This is a genomic window from Clostridium sp. CTA-17 (assembly GCF_054767895.1).
The window spans coordinates 34,768-48,617 of the sequence record NZ_BAAABF010000004.1 but is presented as its reverse complement, the minus strand read 5'-3'; the positions used below and the strand labels follow the sequence as shown (position 1 = coordinate 48,617).

The window sequence follows — 13,850 nt, the reverse complement described above, 5'->3', positions numbered from 1 at the left end:
CGAAAGAAAGTTTAATTTATAAATATACAGGTATATTACTAGTTATTTATGAATAAATTATGAGATTTTTAAAAAAATAGATAATTTTAATAAATAAAATAGAACTTTGTAATAATATTGTATTAAAAATAATGTATAATAGATAAGTGATATTTTAAAAATAATAGAATGTAAGGGTTAGTTGGTTTAAATTACAAAGGAAATTTAATTATTTTAAATTAAGGAGGAAAAATGGGGAGAGATAGTAGAAAGAAGAGGAGAAGTAAAAAGAAGTGGAAGACCATAGCAATGTTTATTGCTTTTGAATTTATATTCACTGCTGTTACAGCACCTTTTATACTTTTATATGGACCATTTGAAAATGCTAAAAGGACTTATGTAGGGGCAGCTATGACTAGTTTTAGTCATCAGTGGATGGCAACTACATTTTTATCAGATGAAAAAATTAATGAAATATTAAATTCTAATATTGAGGATACAAATACAAATCATAAAAATACAAATACAAATGTTAATTTACCAACTAAACATGATAATAGTATAGAATTATACTCTTTTGAAAACTTTAAATATAGTGGATATTATATAGTAGTAAAAGATCCTACTAGGGTAAAAATAGGAGTTTCTAAATATCTTGGAGAAGAAGGACAAACTACTTCAGAGATTGCTAAGGAAAATAATGCCGTTGCAGCAATAAATGGAGGAGCTTTTACAGATAAATCTAGTACTGCTCAATGGACTGGTAATGGTGGAACTCCTGCTGGAATAGTTATATCAGAAGGAAAATTGGTTTATAAAGATGTACCAGACGATGAAAAAATTGAGTTAGTTGGAATAACTAAAGAAGGAAAAATGATTGCAGGCATGTATTCATTTAATAATCTTAAAGAATTAAATGTTAAGGAAGCTGTAAGTTTTGGACCTGTTTTAGTTAAAGAAGGAGAACCTACACCTATGAAAGGTGATGGGGGATGGGGAGTTGCCCCAAGAACTGCTATTGGACAAAGAGCTGATGGATCAATAGTAATGTTAGTTATTGATGGTAGAAGTTTAACAAGTGGAGGAGCTACTTTAAAAGAATTACAGGAAGTATTATTAAATACTTGTAATGTAGTTACTGCTATAAACCTTGACGGAGGTAAATCAACTACTATGTACTTAAATGGAAAAGTAATAAATAATCCAGCATCAAATGTAGGTGAAAGATCTATTCCTTCAGCTGTAATAGTAAAATAATAAAGAGGAGAATTTTATGGATAAATTAAAGCAATTTTTAAAGTGGGGACTATTGTCCGTAATTTTACAATGCTTAGTTTTATTTGTTTTTGATAAATTTTATTTTAAGTTAAATTCTGATGTAAATGTAAAAGCTATAGATATAGCTAGCCAACATACAAAAGAGAATAATGATGTAAAATTACCAGGACATATGATAGATAAAAAGATATCTTATGATGGAGAGTATATAGCATATTTAAATAATAATAATGAACTTAAAGTATTTAATACTCTTAAAGAAGATGAAAGTAATGTTGATATAGATAATGAAAAAGCATCTTATTATACTTGGCTTAGAGATAGAAATAGATTGCTTGTAATTACAGATATTAAATATAATAATAAAAAAAATATAGTTAAGTTATATTCTATTGATGTAGATACAAATAAAACTAAGAAAATTGAGCTTGGTAATATAAATTCTTCTTATAAAGTTAATGAGATAACAGCTTCAACTAAGACTGGAGTTATATACATTGAATTTAATAATGAAGATACAAAAGAGTCTATAGTTAAGAGAATAGATAATAATGATGATGTAACTGATGTAAAGCTAGTGACTGATTCACCAGGAAATATTGAAATAATGCCAAGAGCAGATAGATTAGTATATGACAGTGAAAAAGAGTCAGGAATATATCTTACACAACCAAATAAGAAATTAGGAATTAATCCTGTATATAAAGTTAGACTTTTAGGGGTTGATGAAACTGGAAATATATATTTTGGTGAAATAAAAGATAACAAAGTATTTAAAATAGTTTATGGAAATGTAGAAAAGTCAATTGATACTTGGAATAAAATACCTCTAGAAAAAAACTTAGAGCTAAATAATATCTATATAGGAAAAGATGGAGAAATATACGTTTTAGAAGAAGAACAAAAAGTTGTTAAAGATATTAAAAATGGAAAAGAGTATAAATATGAAGGTGACTTCTTACAAATGTATTCTAATGGATTTGCAACAATTATAAATGGAAATAAACTTCATAGAGTATATTTTGATTCATCTAAAAATACTTAGTGTAAATATTATATAGAATCTAAAATGAATTTAAATAATTAATATAAAAAAGGCAAAGAATACTTTACATTAAATAAGGTATTCTTTGCCCTTTTACTTTAGATTAATATAGGCTTTTAATATTATATTTAGAAATAAATATGAATTTAAAACATGTGCCTATGCTAAGATAATAATATAATTTATTTTAATTATATATTCTAAATAGGTATTTAAATATTAAAATGCCCAGTTACCATCTTTAAATACTGGAATTTCAACATTATCGTGAGTTAAACCTGTAATTTTTAAATCTTTAGTTCCTATCATGAAATCTACATGAGTTAATGAATCATTAGCTCCAGCTTTTTCAAGTTCTTCATTAGTCATATTTTCACCATTTTTTATACATAAAGAATATGCTTTACCAAAAGCTAAATGACAAGAAGCATTTTCATCATATAGAGTATTGAAGAAAATTATTCCTGAATTTGATATAGGAGAATTGTAAGGAACAAGAGCAACTTCTCCTAAATATTTAGCACCTTCATCAGTATCTAAAAGATGTTTTAAAGTATCGTATCCTTTTTCAGCTGTAAAATCAACAACTTTTCCATCTTTAAAAGTAACTGAGAAATTATCTATTAAATTTCCACCGTAGTTTAAAGGTTTAGAACTAAATACTGTTCCATTAACTCCAAACTTAGAAGGCATAGAGAATACTTCCTCAGTAGGCATATTAGCTATGAATTCAACTCCATCTTGAGTGTATTCAGCTCCACCAGCCCAAAGGTGATTTTCTGGTAATTCTATAGTTAAATCAGTTCCAAGTGAATTTTCAAAATGAAGTGATTTTAAATTCTTTTCATTTAAGTAATCCATATGGTATTTTAATGTTTCTTTATGTTTATTCCAAGCTTCAACAGGATTATCTGTATCAACTCTAACTATTTTAAAGATTTCATTCCATAATTTATCTACTGCTTCTTCCTCAGATAGATCAGAGAAAACTTTTTTAGCCCAAGCTTTAGTTGGAATAGAAACTATTGACCATGCATTTTTATTGCTCATTAACATTTCACTAAATTCTTTTAAAGCTGTACTTGATGATTTTCTAAATGCAGCTATTTTAGCAGGATCTATATTTTTTAGAAGTTCAGGATCAGAGGCAGAAATACTTAAGAAACAAGCTCCTTCTTTAGCATAGCTTAATCTTGATTCTTTCATCCAATCTGGGAAGTTTTCAAAAACTTCTAATGGAGAGTGTTCATATTTAATTTTGCCGCATATTTCATCATTCCATTGAACAACAACATCCTTTGCTCCCTTTTCATAAGCAGATTTAACAAGCATTCTTGTAAATTCTGCACATTCTACAGGAGATGATATAACAAGTGTTTGACCTTCTTGAACATTTACTCCTATATGAGTAGCTAACTTTGCATAATTTTCTAACATGCTTTCAAATTTGTTCATAATATCAGTCCTTTCTTTACAAATTCTTACCATTATTATAATGCAGTAAAATTTATAAAACAATTAATTAAAAAGATTATTTTATAAAATTCCATTTATTTTCATAAGAAGGTCGTAATATACGTCTCCCTCTTCAGAAGTACAACCATAATCTATTAAATAATAGGTATCATTTATAATTCCCCAAGAACTGTGAACATATAAATCTTCTTTAAATAGAAGATATTTTTCTCCAAGGTCACAAATGTCTTCCTCAATAGAACTTTCTTCACGCAATTCCTTTAAATCAACAAAAGTTTTTCTTCTTATGTTAGGAAAAACCTCTGCTCTAGGCATTATTAAAATCCTTTTATTATAAAGAAGTACAGGACATAAATACCTTTTTAGCTTATAAGGAGCATTTTTGAAAATATATGATTCAACAAAATTTTGATGGAGACCATCTTCATCCTTAGCAACTTTAACAACTAAATTTTTATTTAAAGCAAAAACTTTTCTTGCTATTCCTTCTCCTAAAAAAGTAAATTTCTTTTTATATTCTTTCATTGGAAGGTTGGTTAGATATTTCATAAGTATATTAATATCATCTATATCCATAATAAAAAAACCTCAAAGCTTTTTATTCTATATTCTATGAAGGAACTTTAATAAAAGTTGATTGAAGTAATATATTATTGAGATAATAAACATAAATTACTAATATTTTTTATTGTATTACATATAGAACATAAAAGTATTTTAAAAGATTTATAATAATTCGTTGAAAATGTTATAATGTTTATATATTAATTATTAAGTCATTAAATAAAAAAATTAGACTAAGGAGCGAACAAAAGTGAAAAATTTTCTTGAAAGTTTAATAGAAAATAATAGACAATATGTTGAACATGGAAAACTGGCATCTTATATTCCAGAATTAGAAAAAGCAAATAAAGAAGATTTAGGTATATATATAGTTACTCTTGATGGAAAAGAGGTAGGGGCAGGAGAGTATGAGAAAAAATTTACTATCCAGAGTATATCAAAAGTAATAACTTTAATGCTTGCAATATTAGATAATGGAAAAGATAGAGTCTTTTCAAGAGTAGGTGTTGAACCAACTGGGGATAGCTTTAATAGTATAGTAAGTTTAGAGAGAAAGCCTTCTAAAAAACCTTTTAACCCTATGGTTAATTCAGGAGCTATATTAACAACATCTTTAATTGAAGGTGATAGTGAGGAAGATAAGTTTGAGAGAATTTTAGAATTTACTAGAAAAGTAACAGGAAATGATGATATTCAATTAAACGAAGATGTTTATTTATCTGAAAAGGAAACTGGAGATAGAAATAGAGCTTTAGCATACTTTATGAAAAGTAATGGAGTTATAGAAGGAAATATAGATGACATATTAGATTTATATTTTAAACAATGTTCTCTAGAAGTTAATGCTAAAGATTTAGCTAGATTTGGTGCTATGCTTGCCAATGATGGAGTATTACCTTGGAGTGGAGAAAGAGTAATATCTAGAGAAATTTGCAGAATAATAAAAACAATAATGGTTACTTGTGGTATGTATGATGACTCAGGTAAATTTGCTGTACATATAGGAATTCCAGCTAAGAGTGGAGTTGGTGGCGGAATAATGGCTGCTGTTCCAAGAAGAATGGGAATAGGTATTTTTGGACCTTCTTTAGATGATAAAGGAAATAGTATAGCAGGAACACATGTTATGAAGGATTTATCTGAGGAATTAGATTTAAGTATTTTCTAAAATGTGTTAATATTATTAGAACTAATGGGAAAAATCATTAAAAGAGATGGTTGTTTAAAAGTCTAAAATAAACTTATAAATATATTCAAATAATTACTGAATATCGTTAAGAATTTATAGCAATTACTCCGAAAGATTTACTAAAGCTTCGAAACTCCCGCTGGTCAAACAGTCTCAGCTTATTAACGTAAATCTTTCTACATAATTGCTTAAATTCTAAAACTCATTCAGATATTTTTTTCATATTATTTATAAGTTTTATTATAGAAAGACTTTATATAATAGAGTAAATATCTAGAATGTTAGATTAATAGAATAATATATTGGAGGATTAGAATGAAAAGATTATTGATATTAGACGGAAACAGTCTTTTAAATAGAGCCTTTTATGCTGTGCCTTTGCTTAGCAATAGTGAAGGAACTCATACAAATGCTATTTATGGTTTTACAAATATGCTTTTTAAGATGAGAGAGGATATAAAACCTGATTATATAGTTTGTACTTTTGATAAAAAAGCACCAACTTTTAGACATTTAGAGTATGGGGATTATAAGGCTGGAAGAAAGAAAATGCCTCCTGAGTTAGCAGAGCAGTTTCCAATTGTTAAGGAAATGCTAAAGTTATTTTCAATAACAACTTACGAATTAGATGGATTCGAAGCAGATGATATTATAGGAAGTTTAGCTAAGGTGGCTGAAGGTGAAGGAATCGAAGTTTATATTATGACTGGAGATAAGGATGCCCTTCAACTAGCAGCTAAGGATATAAATGTATGTATAACTAAGAAGGGTGTTTCTGAGATAGAAGTTTATAACTATGATAGAATGGTTGAAGAGTATGGAGTGACTCCTACTCAGTTTATAGATGTTAAAGGACTTATGGGAGATAAATCTGATAATATTCCAGGGGTACCAGGAGTAGGAGAAAAAACAGCCTTTAAATTAATAAAAGAGTATGGTTCAGTAGAGGCAGTTTTAGAAAATATAGATAACATAAGTGGTAAAAAGTTAAAAGAAAATTTAACTGAGTACAGCGAACAGGCTATATTCTCTAAAAAATTAGCCACTATTATGACTAATGTTCCTATAGATTTTGATTTAGATGAGATTAAATCAAAGGATGATTATAATAAAGATCAGTTAAAAGCTTTATTTACTAAGCTTCAAATGAAATCTATATTAGATAAATTATCAAATGGAGAAGAAGAAGAGCCAGAAATAGAAATTAAAATAACTAATATAGAAAATAATAAAGAATTAGAAGAGTTATTTAAGAATATAAAAGAGGAAGTATATATTAATTTTACTTACTTAAATAAAGAAAAGTATTCTACTATAGAGATTGATAAAATATTTATTAATTATGATGAGAAAAATTATTTAATTAACTTTAGAGAGTTAGTAAAAGAAGAGGAGAATATTAAATCATTTAAAGAATTTTTTGAGAATGAAGATATATTAAAAAATGGTTATAGTATAAAAAATGCCTTAACAGCTTTAAAGAAATTAGGAATAGAATTTAAGGGATTAGCTTTTGATTGTGAATTAGCAGCATATTTAATAGATTCATCTAAGGGAGAATATACTCTTTTATCCTTAATAAATAACTATCTTTCAAAATTCCCTAATGTAAAAGAGGGAGAGGAAGACTTAGTTGGAATTTCATTTATGAAAGAGTTGACTTTAGTTCTAAAGAAAAAGATAGAAGAAGAGAAAATGGAAAGACTTATGTATGATATTGAGCTTCCTTTAGAAACAGTTTTATCTTCTATGGAATCAATAGGATTTAAAGTAAATAAAGATATTTTAGATGAGTTATCTATTAAGTTTAAAAGAGAGCTAGAAGAAACACAAAAAGAGATATTTGAACTTGCAGATGAAGAGTTCAACATAAATTCTCCAAAGCAATTAGGTAAGATATTATTTGAAAAATTAGATTTACCAGTTATAAAGAAAACTAAAACTGGATATTCAACTAATGCAGAAGTTTTAGAAAAGCTTAAGGACAAACATCCTATAATAGAAAAAATAACATATTTTAGACAGCTTTCAAAAATATATTCAACTTATGTTGAGGGATTAAAGGCTGTTATAGATACAGATGGTTCTATACATTCAACATTTAATCAAACTGTAACTACTACAGGTAGACTTTCATCAACAGAGCCTAACCTTCAAAATATACCTATAAAATATGAAATGGGTAGAGAAATAAGAAAGGTATTTATACCAAAAGAAGAAGGAGATTTATTAATATCAGCTGACTACTCACAAATAGAACTTAGAGTTTTAGCTCATATTTCTGGTGATGAAAATATGATAAATGCATTTAATCATCATTCAGATATACACACTAAGACTGCTTCTGAAGTATTTAAAGTTCCAGTTGAAGAGGTAACTCCATTAATGAGAAGTAGAGCTAAGGCTGTAAACTTTGGTATAGTATATGGAATAAGTGATTTTAGTCTTTCACAGGATTTAAATATTCCAAGAAAAGAAGCTAAAGAATATATGGATATATATTTTGAAAGATATCCCAAAATTAAAGAGTATATTTCTAATGTTATTGAAGAAGCTCAAACAAAAGGATATGTATTAACTATGTTAAATAGAAGAAGATATATACCTGAAGCAAATGCTTCAAATAAAATAGTAAAAGCCTTAGGAGAAAGACTTGCAATGAATGCTCCAATACAAGGAACAGCAGCAGATATAATAAAGCTTGCCATGGTAAATGTATATAACAAGTTAAAAGAATTAAATTTAAATAGTAAGTTAATATTACAGGTTCACGATGAACTTATAATAAATGTTGTTCCAGGAGAATTAGAAATTGTTAAGAAACTTCTTAAAGAGGAAATGGAAAATACAATTAAATTAAGTGTACCATTAGATGTTGATGTTAATGTTGGAGAAGATTGGTATAAGTTAAAATAAGGAGGGTACTGATTCTATGATTAAAGTAGGCCTTACAGGAGGAATATGCTCAGGCAAAAGCACTATTTCTTCTATGATAAAAGAGGCAGGAATCCCAGTTATAGATGCAGATATTATTGCAAGAGAAGTATTAGAAAAATACCCAGATATACTTTTAAGGGTAAGAGCTACTTTTGGAGGTCATTTCTTTGATTGGAGAGGTGATTTTAGAAGAAGAGAGTTTGGCAACCATATTTTTAGATTTCCAAAGGAAAGAATAAAGTATGAGGAAATAATAATGCCTTATATAAAAGAGGAAATAGAGATTAAACTTAAAGAATATGAAAAAAGCAATACTAAGCTAGTAGTTATAGATGGGGCAACCTTAATAGAAAATGATATGCATAAGGATATGGATATGGTTGTTCTAGTTTGGGTAGATAAAAGTAGCCAAATAGAAAGAATGGGATTTAGAGATAAGCTTAGTAAAGGTGAAGCTATAAATAGAATAAATTCTCAATTAAGTCTTGAAAGAAAAAAAGATTATGCTAACATAATAATTGATAATAGTGGTAATTTAATTAAAACAAAGGAACAAATTGATGATTTGTTAGAGTTTTTTACTTTATATCAGTAGGAGAGTTATATGAAGAAAATTATAAGGCTAGTTATAATTGTTTTAGCCATTTGTTTACTGTTTTTAGGGAGTGGATATATATTAAAAAATGTTATATTTCCACTAAAGTATATGAATTATGTAGAGAAATATAGTAAAGAATATAATTTAGATCCTTATTTTGTTATGTCAGTTATGAAAGCAGAAAGTAATTTTGATGAAGATGCTAAATCTAATAAGGACGCAAAGGGGCTTATGCAAATTACCACATCTACTGGAAAATGGATAGCCGAAAAACAAGGGATTATTGAATTTAATACCGATTTATTATTAGAGCCAGAAGTTAATATAAGGTTTGGATGTTGGTATTTAAATAATCTTTATAAAGAATTTGGAGATTGGGATCTTGTAATTGCAGCTTACAATGCTGGAAGAGGTAGAGTTCAAGAATGGCTTAATAGTAACGAACATTCTAACGATGGAAAAAATCTTACTTATATACCATTTAAAGAAACTGATAAATATGTAAAAAAAGTAAATGTTTATTACAATATATATAGGTCACTTTATTCTTAAGTGACCTATATATTTTAATACACTATGGATAAAGCTTTGGGAGGTGATGTTTTGAAAAAATGGCTAATAGCTATAGGTGGTATTTTAATAATCGCTATTTTTATATTATTTTTTAATAGAGAGTATTTAAAACCAGTACATATGGATGTTAATTGGGATGATAATTTTAATCCACCAGAAGAAAAAATGCTTTTTGATTTTATAGAGAAGGATTTGAGTAAAAGTGGATATGGAATATATACAAATTATCTAGATACGAGTTCAGAAGGAGAGATAACTAAAGGTCACTCAGTATTATCAGAGTCAGAGGGGCTTATGATGTTATACTCAGTAAATGCTAATAATAGAGAACTATTTGATGAGCATTTTGACATAGTAAAAGGAATGAGATTAAAAAATGGACTTATCAGTTGGAGAAAAGAAGGAAATGAAAATTCACCTTCCTCTGCAACCATAGATGAACTTAGAATAATAAAAGCTCTTCTTTTAGCTAATAACAGATGGGGTAGTTTTTATTATAAATTTTATGCTATAAATATTGCTAATTCTTTACTTAAACATGCAGAAGAAAATGAAACTTTAGTAGATTATATAGATAACTATGGAAAAGGTAATACAACTACTCTATGTTATTTAGATTTACCTACTATGAAATTATTGAGTCAAGTAGATAAGAAATGGGAAGGTATTTATGAAAAATCTAATGGTATAATAGAAAATGGAAAAATATCTGAAAAGGTTCCTTTATACAGAAAAGTATTCTATCAAGAAACTCAAAAATATGATGAAGAAGAAAATGTTGATTTATTATTATCTACAATAGTAATTTTAAATAGAATTGAAGCTGGAGAAAATGAGGAGTCATCTATTAAATGGATAAAGGAAAAGTTTAAGAAAGATGGATTCTTAGTAGCTACCTATAATGCTAAAAATGGTGAGGCTACATCACAGATTGAATCTCCATCAATATACTCTAATGTAGCCTTAATAGCAAATCACATTGGAGATAAAGAGTTATTTAACAAGGCAATAGATAAACTAAAATATTATCAAATAAAAAATAAGGATAGTGTGCTTTATGGTGGATTTGGAGATGAAAAGACTCAAAGTGTATATTCTTTTGATAACTTAAATGCTCTACTAGCTTTTCAAAAATATAAGTAATAAAATAATAATATTGTTCATATAAATATAATGGACAATATTTTATGCAGATATGGTGGAATGGCAGACACGATATCTTGAGGGGGTATTACTTCAAGGAGTATGCGGGTTCAAGTCCCGCTATCTGCACCAATTTAAATTTATGATATATTAAAAAATAATATGATTTGATTTTTTATATACTTATTCAAGGTGACTAATTTCTTAATTAAGAAATTAGTCATTTTTTATTATAAAAAATGTATAATATAGTATTAAGCACTTATTAATAAGAGGGGTAAAATGAGTAAAAATTTTGATTATAGCCTTAAAGATATAAGTAGTAATTTAGAAAAATCTTTGAAAGAAGCAGAATTATTGGGGGAGGGACATAATGGTGTTGTATTTCTCCTTAAAAATAATAGAGCCATAAAAATTTTTAGAAGAATGAGTGTTTGGAAGGATGAAAGCAGTATATTAAAACGAGTTAGAAAGTCTAGATTTTTTCCAAGGATATATGAAGCTAAGCCAGGATATATTATACGGGAATATGTTGATGGGGTTAGATTAGATAAGTATCTAAGAAGAGGAAATCTAGATGAGGAGCTTTGTAAGGAATTATATTTAATGATTTTAGAATTTGAAAGATTGGGATTTAAAAGAATTGATATAAGGTGTAAGGATATATATATACAAGATGATTATACTCTTAAAATAATAGATCCTAAAAATAACTATAGAAAGAGAGTATCATTTCCAAGGCATCTTTTTAAAGGGCTTTTTAAAAGAGATGAGTTAAATAGATTTTTAAATTATGTAGCAGAAATTGATGAAAAAAGAGCTCATATATGGAGAGAAAAGTTTGAAATTTATGCAGAGGATAAAGATTTGTTAATATAATATTAATAAGTTAATAAAAAATAGTAAATCACTTAAAGTACCTGTTTAAAGATTTTAGATTAAGTAGTATCTTAGTATTAAGGAGATTTTTATACTACATAGTCTAAAAGGAGTTGATGGATTTGAGAGAGAATTTTATATTTAAAGATGATGAAGGATTAGAATTACAAGGGTATAAATGGAGTAATGGCGAGGAATTTAAGGCAATTGTACACATATTACATGGAATGACAGAAGATGCTATTAGATATGATGAATTTGCAGAAAAACTTGTTGACGCAGGATTTTTAGTTTATGCTCATGACCATAGGGGGCATGGATTTACAGCTAAGGATTTAGATTCTTTAGGATATCAAGCTGAGAATGATGGATTCCAATGGATGATTGATGATGCTAAAACTTTAATAGAGTCTTCTAAAGAAAAACATAAAGGATATAAAATAATACTTTTTGGACATAGTATGGGATCTTTTGTAAGTCAGAGACTAGTTCAAGAATATAATGATTTAGTGGATGTTTTGATTTTATCAGGAACTAATGGTGAGCCAGATAAGTTAGCTCCACTTGGAGAATTTGTAGCTCAAGTAGAAATGTCATTAAAGGGAAGAGAACATAAAAGTAAACTTATGGACAAGTTGATTTTTGGAGGATTTAATAAGAATTTTAAACCAAATAGGACAGATTTTGATTGGCTTTGTAGTGTAGAAAGTGAAGTAGACAAGTATATAGAAAATGAAAGATATGGTTTTATATGTTCAAGTTCCTTTTATTACGATTTGTTAAGAGGGGTAAGAAGCATACATAAAGCTGAAAATATGAATAGAATAAATAAAGAAATGCCTATTTATATTTTCGGAGGAGATGAAGATCCAGTAGGTAATTTTGGTAAAGGTGTAATCAACTTAAAAGATAAATTAGAAGAAGTAGGCGTAAAAAATATTGAGTATAAGCTATATGAAAATGGAAGACATGAAATGTTAAATGAAAAAAATAAAGTAGAAGTTATGGAAGATACTATTCAGTGGCTGTTGAAAAATATTTAAAAGATATATATAATTAATTAGAGTATTAATTAGGAGTGTGTCAAAATTTTGATACCTCCTTTTTGCTTTATGTAAGTTAACATGATTTTGATATAACAGATTGGAAAAGTAGGAGAAGATATGGATAATAACTATAGAACTATAGATAATTATATACGTAGTGGTGACAAAGCACATGATGAAGGGAATTTAATAAAAGCCTTAAATTATTATTTAAGAGCAGAGGAGCTTCTAGAAGGAGAAAGGGATATAGACTTAATAATAAGTATAGCTTTAATGCTAGATGAGCTAGGAGATACTGAAAAGGCTAAGGAAAAATATGAAGAAGCCTTAAGTATAAATAGTTTTGAGGTTAGAGCTTATTATGGATTAGCTGTGATTTATGATGAAAAAGAGGATTATGTAAAGGCTATAGAATTATATAAAAAGGCTATTAGTATAAACCCAGTTTATGATAGGGCTATATTCTTTTTAGCAAATGCATTAGATAATGTAGGGGATAAAGAAGGGGCAATAGAGTATTATAAAAAGACAATAGAGGTTTGTCCAGAAGACTTTTGGGCTCATATAAATTTAGGATCTATATATGAAGAAAGAGATATGCTTCAAGAGGCTTATAGAATGTTTTCTAAAGCTCTTCAAATAGATGGAGAGCACTATTTAGCACTTTTTAATATGGGAGTAATATATAAGAGATTAAATGTATATGATAAGGCTAAGAAATTTTATGAGAAAGCCATTAAAAAGAATTTTGGTTATGCTTTTTCATTCTTAAATTTAGCAGTTATATATAAGGAAGAAAATAATATAGAAAAGGGAATAGAAATATTATCATTAGGTTTAAGATTTAATCCGGAAAATCATTTTTTATATTATAATAGAAGTTGCTTTAAGGCTATTTTAGGAAATGATTTAGAGGATGCCACAGAGGATTTAATTAAAGCTGTTGAATTTTATCCAGAATTTATGAAATATATAAATAAAGATAATGATTTGATTGAGGTAAGAAATAGTAATAAGTTTAAAAGTTTCTTAGAGACCTTAGATATTGGTTGATGCCAATATTTAAGGTCTCTTTAATTACAATTAAATACAATAATTTACAAAAAGTAAATAATTTCATCTGTTTTTTATGATAATGTATAT

At 27.4% G+C, this 13,850-nt stretch carries 12 protein-coding genes and 1 tRNA gene; 11 read left to right on the top strand and 2 right to left on the bottom strand.

Annotated elements, in window-relative coordinates; translation table 11 throughout:
- Positions 1-231 precede the first annotated feature (231 nt).
- Complete coding sequence (locus ACYUCG_RS08375; RefSeq protein ID WP_060795923.1) at positions 232-1,236, top strand: phosphodiester glycosidase family protein; 1,005 nt, start codon at positions 232-234, stop codon at positions 1,234-1,236.
- Positions 1,237-1,252: 16 nt separating this feature from the next.
- Positions 1,253-2,302 carry a hypothetical protein gene (locus ACYUCG_RS08370; protein WP_139933880.1) on the top strand — a complete coding sequence of 350 codons (1,050 nt, stop codon included), beginning with the start codon at positions 1,253-1,255 and terminating at the stop codon, positions 2,300-2,302.
- A 219-nt stretch (positions 2,303-2,521) separates the two neighbouring features.
- Here ACYUCG_RS08370 and ACYUCG_RS08365 read toward each other — a convergent pair whose 3' ends face one another.
- Positions 2,522-3,757 (bottom strand): aminopeptidase, encoded by a 1,236-nt coding sequence (locus ACYUCG_RS08365; RefSeq protein ID WP_415341993.1) that lies wholly within the window; start codon positions 3,755-3,757, stop codon positions 2,522-2,524.
- Between the two features lie 81 nt (positions 3,758-3,838).
- Positions 3,839-4,354: a hypothetical protein gene (locus tag ACYUCG_RS08360; protein WP_460268429.1), complete on the bottom strand. Its 516-nt coding sequence runs from the start codon at positions 4,352-4,354 to the stop codon at positions 3,839-3,841.
- Between the two features lie 238 nt (positions 4,355-4,592).
- On the opposite strand from ACYUCG_RS08360, the gene glsA reads away from it, so the two are divergent.
- From glsA to ACYUCG_RS08315, 9 genes are all read left to right on the top strand, one after another.
- Positions 4,593-5,510, top strand: coding sequence for a glutaminase A (gene glsA, locus ACYUCG_RS08355; protein WP_460268428.1), 918 nt, complete (start codon positions 4,593-4,595; stop codon positions 5,508-5,510).
- Between the two features lie 336 nt (positions 5,511-5,846).
- Positions 5,847-8,447 carry a DNA polymerase I gene (gene polA / locus ACYUCG_RS08350; RefSeq protein WP_460268427.1) on the top strand — a complete coding sequence of 867 codons (2,601 nt, stop codon included), beginning with the start codon at positions 5,847-5,849 and terminating at the stop codon, positions 8,445-8,447.
- A gap of 16 nt (positions 8,448-8,463) precedes the next feature.
- Positions 8,464-9,063, top strand: a complete 600-nt coding sequence (gene coaE / locus ACYUCG_RS08345) for a dephospho-CoA kinase (RefSeq protein WP_139933876.1) — start codon at positions 8,464-8,466, stop codon at positions 9,061-9,063.
- Positions 9,064-9,072: 9 nt separating this feature from the next.
- Positions 9,073-9,618: a lytic transglycosylase domain-containing protein gene (locus tag ACYUCG_RS08340; RefSeq protein ID WP_139933874.1), complete on the top strand. Its 546-nt coding sequence runs from the start codon at positions 9,073-9,075 to the stop codon at positions 9,616-9,618.
- A 51-nt stretch (positions 9,619-9,669) separates the two neighbouring features.
- Positions 9,670-10,782, top strand: a complete 1,113-nt coding sequence (locus ACYUCG_RS08335) for a glycosyl hydrolase family 8 (RefSeq protein WP_415318955.1) — start codon at positions 9,670-9,672, stop codon at positions 10,780-10,782.
- A 46-nt stretch (positions 10,783-10,828) separates the two neighbouring features.
- Positions 10,829-10,914 (top strand) — tRNA-Leu (locus ACYUCG_RS08330).
- Between the two features lie 150 nt (positions 10,915-11,064).
- The gene (locus ACYUCG_RS08325; protein ID WP_283677960.1) at positions 11,065-11,661 is read left to right on the top strand and encodes a hypothetical protein; all 597 of its coding nucleotides are present in this window, start codon (positions 11,065-11,067) and stop codon (positions 11,659-11,661) included.
- Positions 11,662-11,783: 122 nt separating this feature from the next.
- Complete coding sequence (locus ACYUCG_RS08320; RefSeq protein ID WP_460268426.1) at positions 11,784-12,704, top strand: lysophospholipase; 921 nt, start codon at positions 11,784-11,786, stop codon at positions 12,702-12,704.
- Positions 12,705-12,824: 120 nt separating this feature from the next.
- A complete protein-coding gene (locus ACYUCG_RS08315) occupies positions 12,825-13,760 on the top strand; it encodes a tetratricopeptide repeat protein (protein WP_283704728.1) in 936 nt (311 codons plus the stop codon).
- The last annotated feature ends 90 nt before the right edge of the window (positions 13,761-13,850 follow it).